This is a genomic window from Pseudomonas sp. 29 (assembly GCF_002754355.1).
GTDB lineage: Bacteria > Pseudomonadota > Gammaproteobacteria > Pseudomonadales > Pseudomonadaceae > Aquipseudomonas > Aquipseudomonas neuropathica.
Window position 1 is genome coordinate 5583521 of the sequence record NZ_PEEY01000001.1, and the last position, 16585, is coordinate 5600105.

19 protein-coding genes are annotated in these 16585 nt (G+C 59.7%); 5 read left to right on the forward strand and 14 right to left on the reverse strand.

Features of this window, described 5'->3' with window-relative positions:
- Nucleotides 1-78 precede the first annotated feature (78 nt).
- Entirely contained in the window at nucleotides 79-1122 is a 1044-nt protein-coding gene (locus CLU80_RS25950) for a WD40/YVTN/BNR-like repeat-containing protein (protein ID WP_093437789.1), read from the forward strand.
- A complete protein-coding gene (locus CLU80_RS25955; protein ID WP_095050102.1) occupies nucleotides 1119-3503 on the forward strand; it encodes an efflux RND transporter permease subunit in 2385 nt (794 codons plus the stop codon). The genes CLU80_RS25950 and CLU80_RS25955 overlap by 4 nt, the downstream gene beginning before the upstream one ends.
- Nucleotides 3504-3762: 259 nt before the next feature.
- Here CLU80_RS25955 and CLU80_RS25960 read toward each other — a convergent pair whose 3' ends face one another.
- From CLU80_RS25960 to CLU80_RS25985, 6 genes are all read right to left on the reverse strand, one after another.
- Nucleotides 3763-4614, reverse strand: a complete 852-nt coding sequence (locus CLU80_RS25960) for a DNA cytosine methyltransferase (protein ID WP_099758796.1) — start codon at nucleotides 4612-4614, stop codon at nucleotides 3763-3765.
- Complete coding sequence (locus CLU80_RS25965; protein WP_080587526.1) at nucleotides 4575-4775, reverse strand: Com family DNA-binding transcriptional regulator; 201 nt, start codon at nucleotides 4773-4775, stop codon at nucleotides 4575-4577. The genes CLU80_RS25960 and CLU80_RS25965 overlap by 40 nt, the downstream gene beginning before the upstream one ends.
- A 103-nt stretch (nucleotides 4776-4878) precedes the next feature.
- Entirely contained in the window at nucleotides 4879-5733 is an 855-nt protein-coding gene (locus CLU80_RS25970) for a glycine-rich domain-containing protein (protein WP_099758797.1), read from the reverse strand.
- Nucleotides 5733-6287, reverse strand: coding sequence for a phage tail protein I (locus tag CLU80_RS25975; RefSeq protein ID WP_286079781.1), 555 nt, complete (start codon nucleotides 6285-6287; stop codon nucleotides 5733-5735). The genes CLU80_RS25970 and CLU80_RS25975 overlap by 1 nt, the downstream gene beginning before the upstream one ends.
- Nucleotides 6280-7401, reverse strand: a complete 1122-nt coding sequence (locus CLU80_RS25980; RefSeq protein ID WP_099758799.1) for a baseplate assembly protein — start codon at nucleotides 7399-7401, stop codon at nucleotides 6280-6282. Before CLU80_RS25980 ends, CLU80_RS25975 begins: the two co-directional genes overlap by 8 nt.
- Nucleotides 7385-7762 (reverse strand): GPW/gp25 family protein, encoded by a 378-nt coding sequence (locus CLU80_RS25985; RefSeq protein WP_099758800.1) that lies wholly within the window; start codon nucleotides 7760-7762, stop codon nucleotides 7385-7387. The genes CLU80_RS25980 and CLU80_RS25985 overlap by 17 nt, the downstream gene beginning before the upstream one ends.
- A gap of 108 nt (nucleotides 7763-7870) precedes the next feature.
- Between CLU80_RS25985 and CLU80_RS25990 the strand changes: the two genes are divergently transcribed.
- Nucleotides 7871-8659 carry a hypothetical protein gene (locus CLU80_RS25990; protein ID WP_099758801.1) on the forward strand — a complete coding sequence of 263 codons (789 nt, stop codon included), beginning with the start codon at nucleotides 7871-7873 and terminating at the stop codon, nucleotides 8657-8659.
- Here CLU80_RS25990 and CLU80_RS25995 read toward each other — a convergent pair.
- The 5 genes from CLU80_RS25995 to CLU80_RS26015 all read right to left on the reverse strand — a co-directional run bounded on the left by CLU80_RS25995 (nucleotide 8607) and on the right by CLU80_RS26015 (nucleotide 13909).
- Nucleotides 8607-9140: a phage baseplate assembly protein V gene (locus tag CLU80_RS25995; RefSeq protein ID WP_016987142.1), complete on the reverse strand. Its 534-nt coding sequence runs from the start codon at nucleotides 9138-9140 to the stop codon at nucleotides 8607-8609. The genes CLU80_RS25990 and CLU80_RS25995 overlap by 53 nt on opposite strands.
- Before the next feature lie 86 nt (nucleotides 9141-9226).
- The gene (locus CLU80_RS26000; RefSeq protein ID WP_099758802.1) at nucleotides 9227-10264 is read right to left on the reverse strand and encodes a phage late control D family protein; all 1038 of its coding nucleotides are present in this window, start codon (nucleotides 10262-10264) and stop codon (nucleotides 9227-9229) included.
- Complete coding sequence (locus CLU80_RS26005) at nucleotides 10252-10458, reverse strand: tail protein X (protein WP_016987145.1); 207 nt, start codon at nucleotides 10456-10458, stop codon at nucleotides 10252-10254. The genes CLU80_RS26000 and CLU80_RS26005 overlap by 13 nt, the downstream gene beginning before the upstream one ends.
- Nucleotides 10458-11336, reverse strand: coding sequence for a phage tail protein (locus CLU80_RS26010; protein WP_099758803.1), 879 nt, complete (start codon nucleotides 11334-11336; stop codon nucleotides 10458-10460). The genes CLU80_RS26005 and CLU80_RS26010 overlap by 1 nt, the downstream gene beginning before the upstream one ends.
- Nucleotides 11336-13909, reverse strand: a complete 2574-nt coding sequence (locus CLU80_RS26015) for a phage tail tape measure protein (protein WP_099758804.1) — start codon at nucleotides 13907-13909, stop codon at nucleotides 11336-11338. Before CLU80_RS26015 ends, CLU80_RS26010 begins: the two co-directional genes overlap by 1 nt.
- 18 nt (nucleotides 13910-13927) lie before the next feature.
- Between CLU80_RS26015 and CLU80_RS26020 the strand changes: the two genes are divergently transcribed.
- The gene (locus CLU80_RS26020) at nucleotides 13928-14188 is read left to right on the forward strand and encodes a hypothetical protein (protein WP_099758805.1); all 261 of its coding nucleotides are present in this window, start codon (nucleotides 13928-13930) and stop codon (nucleotides 14186-14188) included.
- Between the two features lie 59 nt (nucleotides 14189-14247).
- Here CLU80_RS26020 and CLU80_RS26025 read toward each other — a convergent pair whose 3' ends face one another.
- Nucleotides 14248-14562 carry a phage tail assembly protein gene (locus tag CLU80_RS26025; protein ID WP_099758806.1) on the reverse strand — a complete coding sequence of 105 codons (315 nt, stop codon included), beginning with the start codon at nucleotides 14560-14562 and terminating at the stop codon, nucleotides 14248-14250.
- Nucleotides 14563-14724: 162 nt separating this feature from the next.
- Here CLU80_RS26025 and CLU80_RS26030 point away from each other — a divergent pair, with 162 nt between their 5' ends.
- Nucleotides 14725-15036, forward strand: a complete 312-nt coding sequence (locus CLU80_RS26030; RefSeq protein WP_099758807.1) for a hypothetical protein — start codon at nucleotides 14725-14727, stop codon at nucleotides 15034-15036.
- A 76-nt stretch (nucleotides 15037-15112) separates the two neighbouring features.
- Here CLU80_RS26030 and CLU80_RS26035 read toward each other — a convergent pair whose 3' ends face one another.
- Both CLU80_RS26035 and CLU80_RS26040 read right to left on the reverse strand, forming a co-directional pair.
- Entirely contained in the window at nucleotides 15113-15472 is a 360-nt protein-coding gene (locus CLU80_RS26035; protein ID WP_099758808.1) for a DUF6124 family protein, read from the reverse strand.
- 121 nt (nucleotides 15473-15593) lie between these two features.
- Nucleotides 15594-15965, reverse strand: coding sequence for a DUF6124 family protein (locus CLU80_RS26040; RefSeq protein ID WP_016987152.1), 372 nt, complete (start codon nucleotides 15963-15965; stop codon nucleotides 15594-15596).
- Nucleotides 15966-16585: the final 620 nt, after the last annotated feature.

The following is a 16585-nucleotide window of genomic DNA, read 5'->3' on the forward strand; positions in this document are numbered from 1 at the left end:
CTGACCAGCCATCAGCGGAGCACACTTGCGGCGCCCTTGAAGGCCAATGGCCTAACAATAATAAATAGGGGAAGGTCTATGAGTCGTTGCCGCCCGCCGGCGTTACGCAACACCGCGTTGCTGGCCACAGCACTCTCCATGCTGGGCTTGGCCACGTTATCGGCACCTGTGATTGCTGCCGAGGCGCCAGCCGATGTGGTCTATGCCACCGAATCCGCCAAAGCCGCGAAAAGCCTGATTCTCGATGTCGTCCACGCTGGCGCACGCCTGGTCGCGGTCGGCGATCGCGGGCACATCCTTTATTCCGATGACCAGGGCAAGACCTGGACCCAGGCCAAGGTGCCGAGCCGGCAACTGCTGACGGCTGTGTACTTTGTCGACGACAAGCACGGCTGGGCGGTCGGCCACGACGCGCAAATCCTCGCCAGCGCAGACGGCGGTCTGACCTGGACCAAGCAATTCGAAGACCTCAAACGCGAATCGCCGCTGCTCGACGTCTGGTTCAAGGACGTCAACAGCGGCCTCGCCGTGGGCGCGTACGGTGCACTGCTGGAAACCACCGACGGCGGCAAAAACTGGGAGGACGTCAGCGACCGCCTCGACAACGAAGATCAATTCCACCTCAACGCCATCGCGGCGGTGAAGGACGCTGGGCTGTTCATCGTCGGCGAGTCGGGCAGCATGTTCCGCTCCGCCGACGACGGCCAGACCTGGGAAAAACTCGAAGGCCCGTACGAAGGCTCGCTGTTCGGCGTGATCGGCACGGCGCAACCGCAGACCCTGCTGGCCTACGGCTTGCGCGGCAACCTCTACCGCTCCACCGATTTCGGCAGCACCTGGGAGCAGGTCGAGCTGAAAGCTGCGCGCGGATCGCTGGAATTCGGCCTGTCCGGCGCGACCCTGCTTGAAGATGGCTCGATCGTGATCGTTGGCAACGGCGGTTCGGTGATCAGCAGCAGCGACAACGGCGAGACCTTCAGCGTGTTCAACCGTCCGGATCGTATTTCCCTGTCGTCGGTCACCGCTGCCGGCGACGGCAATCTGATTCTGAGCGGGCAGGGTGGCGTTCACACCACGCTGCCAAACGGTGCCGAGATCAATAATAAGAAGGCGGGGCTATGACTTCCTTGATCACTCCTCAGCAGGACAAGGCGACGTTTCTTGAGCGCCTGATCTTCAACAACCGTCCGGCAGTGATCCTCATCTGCCTGGTGGTGAGTATTTTCCTGTTCTGGCAGGCCACGCTGATCCGGCCGTCGACCAGTTTCGAAAAAATGATCCCGCTCAAGCATCCGTTCATCGAGAAGATGATGGAGCACCGCAACGATCTGGCGAACCTGGGCAACACCGTGCGCATTTCGGTGGAGGCCAAGGACGGCGACATCTTCTCCAAGGAGTACATGGAGACTCTGCGCCAGATCAACGACGAGGTGTTCTACATCTCCGGCGTCGACCGTTCTGGCCTGAAGTCGCTATGGAGCCCGAGCGTACGCTGGACCGAAGTGACCGAAGAGGGTTTCGCCGGCGGTGAAGTGATCCCGCAGAGCTACAACGGCTCGCAAGACAGTCTCGATCTGCTGCGCAACAACGTACTCAAGTCAGGTCAGGTCGGGCGTCTGGTGGCCAACGACTTCAAGTCGAGCATCGTTGACATCCCGCTGCTGGAGTCCTACCCGGACCCGGAAGACCAGGGCAAGTTGCTCGCGCTGGACTACCGCAAGTTCTCCCATGAACTCGAAGACAAGATCCGCAACAAGTTCGAAGCGCAGAATCCCAACGTCAAGATCCACATCGTCGGTTTCGCCAAGAAGGTCGGCGACCTGATCGACGGTCTGGTGATGGTCGTGCTGTTCTTCGGCATCGCTTTCGTCATCACCCTGATTCTGCTGTTGTGGTTTACCAACTGCGTACGCAGCACCATTGCGGTGTTGAGTACGACGCTGGTGGCGGTGGTCTGGCAGCTCGGCTTGATGCACTTCTTCGGTTTCGGGCTTGATCCGTATTCGATGCTTGTGCCATTCCTGATTTTCGCCATCGGTATTTCCCACGGCGTGCAGAAGATCAACGGTATCGCCCTGCAATCGAGCGAGGCCGACAACGCGTTGACTGCAGCGCGGCGCACCTTCCGCCAACTGTTCCTGCCGGGGATGATCGCGATTCTTGCGGATGCGGTGGGCTTCATCACCCTGCTGATCATCGACATCGGCGTGATCCGTGAACTGGCCATCGGCGCGTCGATCGGCGTGGCGGTGATCGTGTTCACCAACCTGATCCTGCTGCCGGTCGCCATTTCCTATGTCGGTATCAGCAAGCGCGCGATTGCCAAGAGCAAGAAAGACGCGAACCGCGAACACCCGTTCTGGCGCCTGCTGTCGAACTTCGCCAACCCGAAAGTCGCACGTATTTCGGTGGTGCTGGCGCTGATCGCCTTCGGCGGCGGCCTCTGGTACAGCCAGAACCTGAAAATCGGCGACCTCGACCAGGGCGCGCCGGAATTGCGTCCGGACTCGCGCTACAACAAGGACAACAACTTCATCATCAACAACTACTCGACCAGTTCCGACGTGCTGGTGGTGATGGTCAAGACCAAGGCTGAAGGTTGCTCGCGTTATGAGGCCATGGCGCCGATCGATGAGCTGATGTGGAAGATGCAGAACACCGAGGGCGTGCAGTCGGCGATCTCGCTGGTGACCGTGTCCAAGCAGATGATCAAGGGCATGAACGAGGGCAACCTGAAGTGGGAAACCCTGTCGCGCAACCCGGACGTGCTGAACAACTCGATTGCCCGCGCCGACGGTCTGTACAACAACAGTTGCTCGCTGGCGCCAGTGCTGGTGTTCCTCAACGATCACAAGGCTGAAACCCTCGATCGTGCGGTGCACGCGGTGCAGGAATTCGCCAAGGACAACAACAAGGACGGTCTGGAATTCATCCTCGCCGCCGGTAACGCCGGGATCGAAGCGGCCACCAACGAAGTCATCAAGCAGGCTGAGCTGACCATCCTGATTCTGGTGTACATCTGCGTGGCAGTGATGTGCATGATCACCTTCCGTTCGTGGGCGGCGACGCTGTGCATCGTCCTGCCGCTGGTGCTGACCTCGGTACTCGGCAACGCGCTGATGGCGTTCATGGGCATCGGCGTGAAAGTCGCGACCTTGCCGGTGGTGGCGCTGGGTGTGGGGATTGGTGTCGACTACGGCATCTACATCTACAGCCGACTGGAGAGTTTCCTGCGCGCGGGGCTGCCGTTGCAGGAAGCCTATTACCAAACGCTGAAATCCACCGGTAAAGCCGTGCTGTTCACCGGTCTGTGCCTGGCGATCGGTGTGTGCACCTGGATCTTCTCGGCGATCAAGTTCCAGGCCGACATGGGCCTGATGCTGACCTTCATGCTGCTGTGGAACATGTTCGGTGCGCTGTGGCTGTTGCCGGCACTGGCGAAGTTCCTGATCAAGCCTGAGAAGCTGGCGGGGCAGAAGGGCAATTCACTGTTTGCGCATTGATCTGAAGGGCTGAAACGACAAAGCCGCAACCTTAGGGTTGCGGCTTTTTTTGTGTTTTAAGATCAAGAGCCCCTCACCCTAGCCCTCTCCCCGAGGGAGAGGGGACTGACCGAGGTGTGCTGCTTGATACATCGACCTGAAATTGATGCCGCGCGCGTAAAGCTTGGGCCTTAGCGCGCGGTATTTGTAGGTGGATTCTTTTGCACTGGGTGCAATGGAATTGCAGATGGTAGCGGGAACTGGGGTCCCGCTGGTGGGGTTAGTTGGCTTTTATTAGTTTTTCGGCGATCCATTGGGCGATTTGCGGGACGACGGCGTTTCCGGCAGCGAAAGCTTCTGCAAGGTTGGACGCATCCAGTCCGAGGCAAAGCCCATCATGTTCAGACGTTCGCTGCCGCTCAGCCATCTGATGCCATCCGTTCGGGTGAGCGACGAAAGTGGTACAGCCCATAGCGATTTGGGAGCCGGCTTTGTTTGCCAATAGAGTATTGGCAGCCCATGTATCCGCGGGGCGTGGCCATTGCTGCGATTGAGACGCTGGAGGTATTGCGTCCACTGGCGCGGCGTCAGCCAGCAGCTCGATGGGGGGCATTCGTTGATGACCTGCGACCAGGAATATTCGACGACGTTGTTGGGGGACTCCGAAATATTGAGCATTAAGCACTCGCCAGAATCCCACATACCCGCTGTCCGCAAGGGCCCGGATGACTGTTTCAAAGTCTTGGCTATCGTTGATAGCGAGCAGGTTAACGACATTCTCAAGCACCACCCAGCGAGGTTGTGTCTCTTGGAGGATGCGTATGACTTGCCAAAACAGGCCGCTGCGTTCGCCGCGTAGGCCTCGGGTGGTTTGGTTGCCGGGGCGGCTGCCGGCGATGCTGATGTCTTGGCAGGGAAAGCCTGCGGTGATGACGTCGACGGTTTGGAGGTTGTGGGCGCCGCAGTCGCGTACGTCTTCGTGCTGGGTGGCGTGCGGAAATCGGTCGGCAAGGACAGCCCGGTTGGTGGGGTTGAGTTCCACTTGCCAGGCGGTGCGGTAGCCTGCGTTTTCGAATCCTGCATCAAATCCTCCTATGCCTGCGAACAGGCTTCCAATGGTGGGCTGGGGCATGTCTGCGCTCGTGTGGGCAGATGCTCAGGGCATTCGGATAGGAGGCTCGGGGCCTTCAGGTGGTTGAGTGTCCGGCAGCGCGGGCACTTGATTTGTAGGTCGGTGAAGCCTCGCGCGGCGGCGAGTTTGCGGTGGCACTGGCCACAGCGGATGTCTTGCATGTTTATGTCCCTTTGGCTGTGGGCCAGCCGTTGTAGGGTGTGTCGGGGGCGCCTGATCGGTGCATAAGAAACCGTTCAGCGGTTGTTCGCCCGCGCGTGACTGTCACCATTGAATGGTTACCCGTCCGTCAGCGCCATCCGGTGCTGCGCTGGAGGTGCGGCCGCCACCTCCGTGTCCGGGCGTAACGGGTTTGCGGGTATCGTCCGAAGAGGCTCCTGACTCGCCGCCCCCGCCGGCACCGCCTAGAAAACCGGTGTTTGAAGCGTTGCCGACAGGGTGACCCGCGACGCCGATGCAATCGTTTTCATTTCCCCCGTAGCCGGTGCCCCCATGTGGCGCGTGACCATCGAGCATTCCGCCCCTTCCAGCGGTCGCGTAGACAAACGTTCCGAAAAGCGTCGTGCCGCCGTCTCCTCCTATGGTGTCGATATCGGACGCCCCCTTACCGCCCGCGCCTACAGTGATGTTTACCGAGGCAATGCCGCGTAAGTCGACGAGTTTTTTAGCGACGCCAGCGCCCGACCCGCCTGAGGGCCCGGGTAATGTTTTGGACCGAGCGCCACCGCCGCCACCGCCAATGACGACGACCCATGCTTGAGTGACGCCCGAAGGCACCTCCCAGACGTGGGTGCCGGGGGTGAAAAAAACGGCGCGCCCACGGAACGGGTAAAGGCTGGCGAGCGTTTTGGGCGTCACGGTTGTATTGGTCTCTGTTCCGGCTTTGACGGCGTTTTGTGAGGCGATGCGCGCAATGCCGGCGGCTCGCTCGGTGGCCTGGATCACTTTGTCGGTAATGGTTTTCAGTGATTCGATTTTTCCTTTGAGCCACAGCGTGCGGTTGGTCAGTTGTTTTATTGGGAGGTTGGTGACGCCTTCCGGGCCGCCGACGACGGGGTCGGAGGTTTCGATCTGGTAGACGCCGGGCGTCCATTGGTTGGCTTCGGGTAGGTCGGCCATTAGCTGCTTCCGTGGTTGTATTGGCCGTCGTAACGGGCGACTGCGTTGTAGCGGATGGCGACGGACTGATAGTCGAGCGAGACCAGGCGACAGCGTGCCGGTGCGACGGATAGGAGGACGCGGCGCAGGAGCACCGCTTGGTCGTTGGTGACCGGGCGCTTGAGGATGACGCGGTACAGCGGCCAGATCGGCTTTTTGCTCTGTTCAATATCGGGCTGTGTTGCAGGCCCCTCTTGAAGACTGACCTCACCAAAACCCAGTAGGCGGATGACTTCTCGAATCGCCCAAGGAGTGCCCTTGAATCGGTGCAGTTCGATGGCGTTTTTGATGAGGTTGCGTTTGGCTTGTTCGGACTCGGCGAGTTGCCAGGCGGCTTCGTCGAGCAATGAGAATTGGTCGGCTAGGTGCGGCAGTAATTTGGGCTGCACCCAGTCGATCAGGTAGACCAGCATGGTGTTGATGTCGAGCTTGGCCAATGACTGGTCGAGCAGTTCGCACAGCAGTGTGAAACGTTCATCGCCGGCCAATGCGGGGGGCAGCATTGGGTCAGCCATGGGCCACCCCGGCATCGGTCAATTCGATTGAGGTGCAGTGGGCCCATTCGTTGCCGCTTAACTCGCGAATTTTCTGCGGCACTGTCAGGTCTGCACGGTAAACGCCGGGGACTTGTAGCGCGGCGGTCAGTTGTTCTGGGACCAGATCGTGACCGAGTGTGGCGCTGCATTCTTGCGCGTAAGCGTTGGCAGCCGCTTGGGCCGCAGCCATTGTCGCGCTGCGGTCGACGGCTGTGTAGAACGTCAGGTTTGCTTTGATTTGGAAGCTGACTTCGACAGGGGCCAGTGCATTGACGGTGTCGCACAGAGGCCGCAGCTTTTCGCCGCTGACCTGGCGTGTGATGTCTTGAAGCAGTGAGTCTGTTGGCAGGCCGTCGAGGGTCAAGGGATACAGCGCGACATGACCGTCCGGTTGACCTTCGTCTGGGCCGTGAACGGCGACGTCGATGATGGATTGATGTACGGCCAGTGTGTGGTAGCGGTACGCCGCGCGGCTGCCTGCATTGCTGAAGGCTTCCGGGGCCAAGATGATTCGTTCGCGGTAGCGCTCGTCATTTTCGTGTGCGGCACCGTCAGCGGTTGTTGTGGTGTTGCTGACCGTCAACGCGGCGACTGGCGAGCTGCCCTGCACGTTGATCTGGCCGATGGTCCAGCCATTGCCTTGCTCGCCGACGGTCAGGCACGTTGCCGTGACGGTCACGTGTGTTTGGTCAGCGGGGATGGTCACGTCGCGATCGGTGATGAAGGTCAGTTTGGCATCTTGGGTACTGACCCGTGTGCCGATCGGAATCAACACCGGCTGGGCTGATTTTGCCGGCAGGTTGAAGCGCAATGTGCACCGGGCGGCTTTTGCCAGCAGGCGCGGTGTGGCGACCAACTCGCCGAGGTAGTCGAGGATGGGGCCGCGGGCGAAGCGCACCAGGAGTTGTTCGCCGGCGTGCTGGATGCTCATCTGCAACCGGGAGACGGCGTAGGCGATCTGGTCGATGTACAGGCGTTCGATCTGGGCTGGGTACAGGGTTTTGCCGGATTTTTGTTCGTAGCGGGCGATGAGTTCGGCTTCGAGTGCGGCGGGGTCGATTTTGATGAATTCGGGTTTAGGAAGTTCGCGCATAGGGGACCTCGGTGCGCTGGGGTAGCTGGCCGGTGACGCGCCATTGCACGTGGACGATGATGTGTTGGGTGTTGATGTGGATGTGGACTTGATCGACGGCGACGCGGGGTTCCCAGCGGCGGATGGCTTCGATGGCTTCGCGCACTAGGTGTGGGGTGACGCGGTGGGTGGGCCAGTCGAGGTACAGGTGCAGGTTGCTGCCGAATTCCGGGCGGTGTGGGTCGCTGGCTTTTGGGGTGGTGAGGATGATGCGCAGGGATTGGTCGATGTCGCGCAGGCCCTCGACGATCTCGCCGGTGGTGCCGAGTGCGGGTTGCCAGTGGGCGGCGGTGATGCTGGTGTGGGGGATGGGCGTTGTCATGGGCCCATGGTGATGCGTAAGAGCTTGTGCTGCTTTTAATCAGATTTAAAGATCCGGGTCGTGTAGCCGATGTGGTCTGTATCAAAAACGAAAGGAAGCGTATCGGTCATGAGTAAATGGAAAAGAACCGCTAAACAGCTCTGCAAGGAGTTTTGGCTGCCGTTGATAGCCGCTACGGGATGGGTCGCTTACAACTGGGTGGGACAAACGTTCTCGATTAAGGAAGCCATCACTCATTTCTCTGGATCATTTTTCTTCGTCAGCTATATGACGGGGCAATTTTTTAGAGTGCGCAAACAAGCCGGAATGGAGGCTAGTGTCGCAAGTTTGCAACAGCGTTTGGAAAATGTGATTGATGACTTCCAAGAGAAATCGCTACGGACAATCAATCACATCACTGGAGGTGATAGTTACTGCTTTGCTGAGCCAGAGCTATCTCGTCCTACCTTTTTTACAATCCAGTGGCTTGTAAAAAATGCTGGTAATTATCCAATGTACCAAGTGAATGCCAAGATCGATGACCTTGACTCAAGATCAACCTTTTTCCAAGGCGTGACTCATATGTCTTCTGAGAAAATAAGCTTGGGAGATGTCCCCATTGAAGCCACACGCCAATTTGAGTGGGCCTACATTAAGCCGTATGAAAATCGGAGTTTCACTATCACATTTGAATCTAGAAACGGCATCATCATCCAGGACGTGAGGGTGAGATGGAATGGAGAACAGCGTGAGTTTGCCTACCGTCTGAGGAGAAATGGAGATGTGTCTAGCGTCATAAAAGAGGTCGTCCCAACTGATTTTCCACGTGATGAGCATGGAGAATTCGATTGGAGTGAGCCTCCGCTTAAAGTGCAGGAAGGTCCGCGCTTCCACTCTCCGTTCCCACATAACCAATAGCAGATATGCTGCCGTTTACCTGCAGATCACCATTTAGCGTGATCTGCGGGATCTGCAGTATTGCCGAAAGTGCTTTCACCCCTAGCAGCCTGCTCGTTTCAATTGTGATGTTCCCTTCGCATTTCACTGTCAATGCTCCCACGCAATCCAGCGAAATTACCCCGACTGTCCTGTCATACGACACCACGGTCCCATCGCTATAACGCACATACTCCGTGTCTTCATCCACCACCGGTGGTGGCTCTGCCGTTGAATAGATCCCGCCCAGATAAACCCCGCCCACGCCATCCGCATCCAGCAGCACCGCCACCTGTTCGCCGATTTCGGGCATGAGTGGGCGGCGTTGGGTGCCTTGGGTGTTGCGTTGGGGGATGTTGAGCCAGTGGGTCTGGAGGCCGTCGCGGTCGTCGAGGCGTACGCGTAGGCGGCAGGTTTTGTGGTCCAGGGCGGTGACTTCGCCGTATTCGAGTTGGGTGGGCATGGGGGCTCGTTTTGGTCTGGTGGGTTTGGGGTGTCTGGGCTGGCCTCTTCGCGAGCAGGCTCGCTCCCACAGGGGGCTGTGGGGTGTCAGGGGTTGGGTTGGATTTTTGAGACGTGTTGGGTGGTGGTGTAGCCGCCTTGGCGGGTGATGCGGTGGGTGGATGAGGTGATGAGGTAGTGGCCGTTGAGTGGGCCGGTGGCGTTGAGGGTGATGGTGTGGCCGCTGGTGAGGTGGGGTTGGCCTGTTGTGGTCCATTGGCCGGTGGTGCGTTGGCGGTTGGCTTGGGCGAGTTGGGCTTTGGCTTTGGCGTGGGTTTGTGCGGTGGAGGTGGTGCGTTGACGGTTTTTTTGGGTGTCGGCGCTGGTGGTGGTTTGGCTGTGGCTGCTGGGGACGGCGACGGTTTGGTGGTTGATGAGGGTGTAGGTGATGAGTTGTTTTTTGGCGGGGTCTTTGTGTTGGATCTGGATGGCTTTGGGCAGGGTTTTGATTTGGTCGCGCAGGTGGATGTTGGCCAGGTCTGTGAGGTGGTGGGTGGCGACGGGTTGGGCGTTGGCCAGGTGTTGGATGGCGTGGAAGACGAGTTGGTGGCCGGCGATTTTGAAGGCGTAGTCGTAGGTGTTGGCGAGGTCGCGCAGGAAGGTCAGGTCGGTGTCTTGTTGGGTCAGGCGGTCGAGTGGGATGGGTTCGATGTGGCCGACTAATGTGAGGCCTTGGCGAGTGGCGATTTGTTGGGCTATGGCGGCCAGGGTGAGGTGTTCGTAGGCGCGGTGTTCGAGGGTGCGCAGTGGGCTGTTGATGCCGGTGGCCAGGGCGTGGATGGTGATGGTCGAGGGTGGGCCGTTGAGTTCGACTTCGTCGATTTCGAGGCGGCCGAGGGTGCGCATGGGGGTGCCTTCCCAGCCGATGGCCACGGTCAGGGTGTCGCCGTGGCCGGGGTACCAGGTGCTGCGCCAGTGGCCTTGGGTGTCTTCGAGTTCGACTTCGAGGCTGTCGGCCTGGCCGGACAGGTGGTCGGTGTAGGTCAGTGACAGCAGGTGCTGGCTGACATCGCGGGTGATGTTGTGCTGTTGGTAGGTGAGCACAAATCGGGCCTGCGGGGCGTGTTGCTGGGTTAGCGCATCCATGGCGGAACGTCCTGTGCGGTGGGCCGTGCGGCGAGTAGCGGAATGGCCAAGGTCAGCCCCGAGGGCAGCGTGGCATTGAGGGGCACGTTGGGGTTGGCGTCGGCGATGGGGCCGTAGCGATGGGCGTCGCCGTAGTAGCGCCAGGCCAATTGGTCCCAGCGCTCGCCTTCGGTGGTGTGGTGCGGAATGAACATCAGATTCTCCGGGTGAGGACGTCGGCGGCCAGCCCGGCCAGCCGCTCGTTGGCGCTGTCGAGTACGGTGATGGCCTGGTCGAGGGTGGCGTGTGAGGCGCTGAGGCGATCGATGATGTTGGCCAGATCAACGGGGTTGAGGCTGGCGCGGGCGCCGATGACGCTGGCCAAGACGCCCTCACCCAAGCGGGACAAATCGGCGCCGTCACGCAGCAGGCCGGCGACGGTGACGAAGCCTTGCAGCGGCTCAATCGCGCGGGCCGTGACGCCGAGCAAGTGCGGGACCTGGCCGAGGATGATCGAGGGGTTACCGCTTTGCGCGGCGTCGTAAAGTTGTTTGCCCGCACGCAAGACGTTGCCGGCGGTTCGGGCGTGGCTGAGGACGCGTTGGGCAGTGCTGGGCGTTGACGCCTGGCGGGAGATCACGCCCGGTGAGCCCAGGGCCGTTGCCGGGTCGCCGACGGTGGGATCGAGCAAGCCGGGATGATGGGGTTTGCGGACGAAGGCGCCGGTGTATTCGCGCAGGCTGAGTTGCACGGTGGCGGCCATCAGTTGGCCGATGGCGGTGGCACGGCGAACGGTGTTGCTCAGGTGGGTGATGACGTAAGGCCCGAGGTATTCGCCGTTGCCCATGACAAAGGCCAGTGGTTGATGCTGACTTTTGGCCACGCGCAGTGCGCGCAAGCGTTGTTCCGGGTCGCCCAACAGCGGGTGCAATTCGATGCTGAGGTGACATTCGTCGAGCCCTTCGCCGACCCACTCCAACAAGGGCTTGCCCTGAATGCGTGGGTGCTCGGCCCAATCGGCGGTGCCGCTGTGTTCGAGGGCACTGATGCCGCCGGCGACGGTGAACTCAATGTTGCCCAGGATGGCGAACATCAGACATTGCCCTGCGCTGAGGGGCCGTAGCTACGGCGGCGGGTGTCGTGCAGGTAGCGTTCCATCATGCGCATCCATTCGGTGTAACTGGCCTGCAGCCCTTGATGAATGGCGTCCATGCCGGCGCCGATGGGCACGTGGATCTGTGGCGAGAAATGAAAGGTCATGGTCGGCGCGGCGCCGGATGCCGATGTGCCGACACCCATTCTGCTGGCTTGGGTGACTTGCATCAGATTGGGGGGCGCCAGGTCGACGCGGCTTTGTGCGGCCATGCCCAGTGCGGCCTGTCGCACCAACGCCGCGTGGCTGCTGATGCCCAAGGCGGCGCCTTGGCTGATGTTGGCGCCGTAGCCAATAAACACACGGCTGGGCGACTCGATGCCGAGGGTGTCGGTGAACCAGTCTTTGACGGCTGAGCCAATGCCAATGACGCTGTCTTTCAGCTGGCCGGCGCTGTTACGGATGCCGTTGACCAAACCGCTGATAAGCAAGCTGCCGAACTCGGTGAATTTACCGGGCAGTTCGACGCCCAGGTAGCTCATCACGCCGGCGAATGCGCGGTACAGCCAACCCAATGGAGAGAAGTTGACCAGTACCCCGAGGATGCCCGACAGGCCACCGCTGAAACCGGCCTTCACTTCAGCCCACAGGCCGGTGAAGAAGGTTTTGATCGGCTGCCAATGGCGATAGATCAAATAGGCGGCCAGCGCGATGCCGGTGATCAGCAGGCCGATCGGGTTGAGCATCAACGCTCTGCCCAGCCAGAGGATGGCTTGGCCTGCCAGCTTTAGCCCGAACAACAACGTGCCGCCCAGAACCTTGCCCAATAACAACCCGCCTTTAGCGGCCAACTTGAGTGGGCTGGCCAGCGCGAAGAGCATGCCGCGCACGAACAGCCCGCTGTATTTCGCCACTGTGAGCAGGCCCGCGCCGACTCGTTTTAACACGGTGATCAGCGGCGTGAACTTGCCCATCTGCCAGGCACTGCGCAGCAAAGTGAATTTCGCCGACAGCGCCGTGACGGTGGTGGCCATCGCCACAAACGGCGCCATGATCAAATTGACGCCGTAAGCCAGACCGATGAACGCCAATTTGCCGAGCAACAGACCACCGACCAACCCGACCACGCCTTTGATCAGCGCCGGATTTTCACCCGCCCAGACCGAGAACGACCGCATCAGCGGCACGACGGCGCGGGTGACCTCGATGATCGCGGGCAACAACGCATTGCCGACGGAAATGCCGATGTCCGCCAGATTAATGCGCAGGGATTTTAATTGCTCTTTGGTGCTGCCCATCCGCTTGATCCAGTCGTCATCGAGCACGCCCTGATCCGCGGCGTTTTGGCTGCCTTGCTGGATGCCGGCCAAGTCTTTCTGGTTGGCCAGCGCCGGCCGGATGAAGGACAACACTTGCTGGTCGGCGAACAGCTCGCCGAGCTTGTAGGCCTCGTCCAGCCGAGCCAGTGCGATGTGCTGTTCGTGCTGGTCCTTGATGTCCAGCGCCTTGCCGTATTGCGCGGCGGCGGCTGGCGCTTTGTGGCCCAAGTGTTGGGTGAGGACGCTGAGCATGGCCTGGGCCGGCGACAGCCCTTCGCCGACCAGATTTTTGAGGCTGCCTTTGAGGTCGATGCCGGCTTTTTCGAACGCCTTGAGGGTGTCTGGCGCGGTGAGTTTGGAGAGGAAGTTTTTGAAGTTGTTGGCGGCCTCGTCATTGCTGCCGGCACCGCGACGGGCGATCTGCAGCGACGCGCCGATTTCCGCCACGGCACGCTCGCCGGTGATGCCGAGGGCAGCGAACTGGGGTGTTAATTGCGGCAGCCATTTGGCCATGTCGGCCAGCTCGAACTGGCCGCTTTTACCGGCAAAGGCCAGCATGTTCATTGAGCGCTCAAACCCAGCGGCGCCGATGTTGAGGTTGTCACTGAGGGCGATGGCCACCGCGCCGAGGTGGTCCATGCTGGCGCGGGTGGCGGTCGCGGTTTTGGCCATGATTGGGGCGTAGGCCGTTAACTGCTTGAGGTTGTCGATGCCGCCGGCGATCAACACGGCGGTGCCTTGGGCGACGTCGGTTTGGGTCTGGTTCCAGGTGATCGCCGCGCCGCGCAGGGCCATGCTGAGGCGCCGCTCTTGCGCCGGGTTGAAGCCTGCGCCGATGGCGAGATCGCGGGTCTGGTCCTGAAAGTTGATGGCGGTTTTCATCGATTGAATGATCGGCGCACCCAACGCCGCACCCGTGCCGACGACCTCCATGACCTGACCGCGTAACTCACCGCGTTCGGTGCGGAGGGCCTTGCCGCGCGCCATGCTGGCCGTGAGGCGTAATTGTTTGGCGTTGAGCTGGTCGAGGGTGTGACCGACCGCGTCGTACTGGCGACGTAAGCGCTCAATGCCCGTGCCGCCCCGGGCCAACGACGCCGACAGCTCATGCCCGATGTGCTGTTGCTTGAGCGCGAGCCCGTCGACGGCGCGGCCCAATTGGCGCACGGTGGACTTGGCCGAGCCAAACGCCGCGTTGAGGCTGCCGGAAACAACGGCGCCAATTTTTAAACCGATGAGGACTTCGTTGGCCATCGTTGCTACGCTTCCGGCATGGTTGAAAAAATCGCACTGCGCACCGCTAAAACACTCTATGCACTGGCCATCGGCGCCGGTGTGATCTGGCTGGCGTGGCTGTGCCTGATGCATTTGCCGTGGTGGGCGGCGATCGTGGCGTTCTGTGTGGGGTTGCCGTTACTGGCCCTGGCGGCCGCCCCTGTTGCGGCGGGCGGTGCCTTGCTGGCGGGGCTGGCGGTGGGCGCGGTGACGCTGATCAGCTACGCGATGGCTCGGCGAGTTCGAGCCGGCGATTGATTTCGCGCTGACACACCTCGACCCATCGCCAGTAATCGACCATATCGAGCCGTTCGATCTCAGACGGCGGCAACCTCAGGACTAACAGCAGCGCCTCGTCCCAGGACTGGAGCAAGGTTTCGGCCGGCCGCCATTTCCCGCAACACCTCGGTGGCGAGGGTTGAGTCGGCGATGTCGAACTCGCCCAAGTCTTCCAACGTAATGCCCAGCAGCTTGGCGACCAGTTGGTCTTCCATGGCGCCTTCGTCTTTGGTCACCGCTTGCGCGGCGCTGATGTCTTTGCGCTTGAGGCGCTTGATGGGCAGCGTTGCGAGCTGTTCGCCGCTAGCGCTGGTGAAGGGGAATTTGAGGGTGAAGGTATGGGCGTCGTCCATGTCATTGCTCCGGGTTCATCAGTGGTCGGTCAGTAGTGCCGGAATGATGCAGTTCGATCGAAGCGTTGGCTTTTAATGAGATTTAATGGGGACCACGCCTGCAGATTTTGGCTAAGATCACTTGGCAGTGACGCCTATTTATAGCCAAAAGGAAAATGCTGGATGAGTGCAGAAAACGCAGAGCAGTTCAATTTACTAACCCGTGACATTCTTAGAATTTTGATTGACGCTTGCCCGACTCAGGTTGAGTTGAACGCCGAGAAATTCAAGCTCGAAAAGGGCTCGTTCGAAACGCCGAGTGGGTTTATCGGCGGGTTTTACAAATCGACTCCACAAGAGAAGTTCCTAACCGATACATTGCAATGGTTAACGGCTGAAGGTTATATCAGGGCTGGAGACCATCGTGACTACTACGTTGCGACGCTGCAGACTTTGAAGCTATACGGCTCTGTTCCTAACGCTCTCTCTGCTTGAGAAAAAGCAGTCAGCTTTTACAGGCTGACTGCCTTCAACTTCCTCACAGTGTCGACCTTTTACAAACGCGTCGGCCTTAATCCTTCGGCACCACATTATCCAACGCTTGGTTCACCGCCAGCTCGCCCAGCATGACGACCTGCGCAATGCCCAACAGCGCATTGCGGTTCGACCCCTCCAGCGTCCCCGCAAAATTCCCGAGCATGACCGTGGCCGAGGCCAGGGATTCGCAGGCATTGACCAGCAAGGACTCGGTATCAGATTGCGGGTTGGCCATGAACAGGTTGTTGGGGATGTAGGGTGTGGCCATGATTTGCGCGGGCACGAGGTAATGATCGAGCGCACGCTCGGCCGCTTCGTTTAGCTTTTTGGAATTGAATGATTCATAAGGCGACGCCGGGTCTGTGACCGGCGGCTTGGGTGGTGTCTTGGACATCAGCTTTAACTCCGTGTAAACGCTGCTTGAGGTTTGAGAACAGGCGTGACGCCTGTTCATCTCGATCGTTGATGGCGTGCGTGCAGTCAGGGGAACGCCCCCTGAATGAAGGGCCTGGCCACTAGCTGGGTAAGCGTCGGGCATCCAATACCCGGTTGACGATGAGCTCACTGAGCATGATCACCTGCTGCAGAATCAGCATCGATCGGCGCTGAGGGGTGTCGACGGCGCCGCCGATGTCACGGGCCATGTCGCTGGCGGCTGCTAATGTTTCGCTGGCTTCGACGAGCAGCGTTTCTTCATCCACGGTGGGGTCGATGAGAAAGATTCTGCCGGTCTTGCGTGTAGGAATTGAGGTCTTTAGCGCATCGGGGTTGAGATAGAAGTTGATGGCGCGATTAGTCGCCTCTTTTATCTTCTGAGGTTCAAGCGCTGGGTCGTACGGGATTGGACCGGAATCGGTTTCCGGTGGGTTTGGCGTAACTTTGAACATAGATGACTCACTACCTTTAGGGAATATTGAGCCGTCACTATCGCTACCAAACGAAGGGTGGCGGCCACGCGTGGGTTGGTAGACCGGTCAAGATAGCAAACCCCGGCGCTCACGAATGAGCCCCACGCATGGCCACCATAAAAAGCTGAGCCTCAAAAAAGAGACTGCATTAGGGCCGCCATACGACTATCAAGAAACGGGCTACCAAACCCGATCACTGTTTTGCAGTGACAGGGAAACGATATAGCCCATCCCATAGCCGTGTAAGCCGGCGGATTCTGAAGCACCCGTAGGCAACGGCGCAAGGTGCTGTAGCCTTTATGGCGTAACAGTTGGTGTAATTTAAACGCGATCGTTTGGTCGTGTTTAAGCACGGTGGGCCGTAAGAATCTTCCGTAGTTTTTTGGCGGTTTAAAGCGAGCATGGTGCTGGGTTGGATACCGCTGCACGACACCCCTCCTGTCTAGGAAGGCAGTGGATGACGTAGACGGGCGCGGTTTTTTTGCACGGGCGCTAGCATTGGGCGTTCACCCAAAACAGACTGTTGGTAGGTTGGTAATTAATGCGGTCGGGGTTGGGGCCTTCCCTTTAAGGCAAAGGGAGGCAGCTGTGCGAGGTGC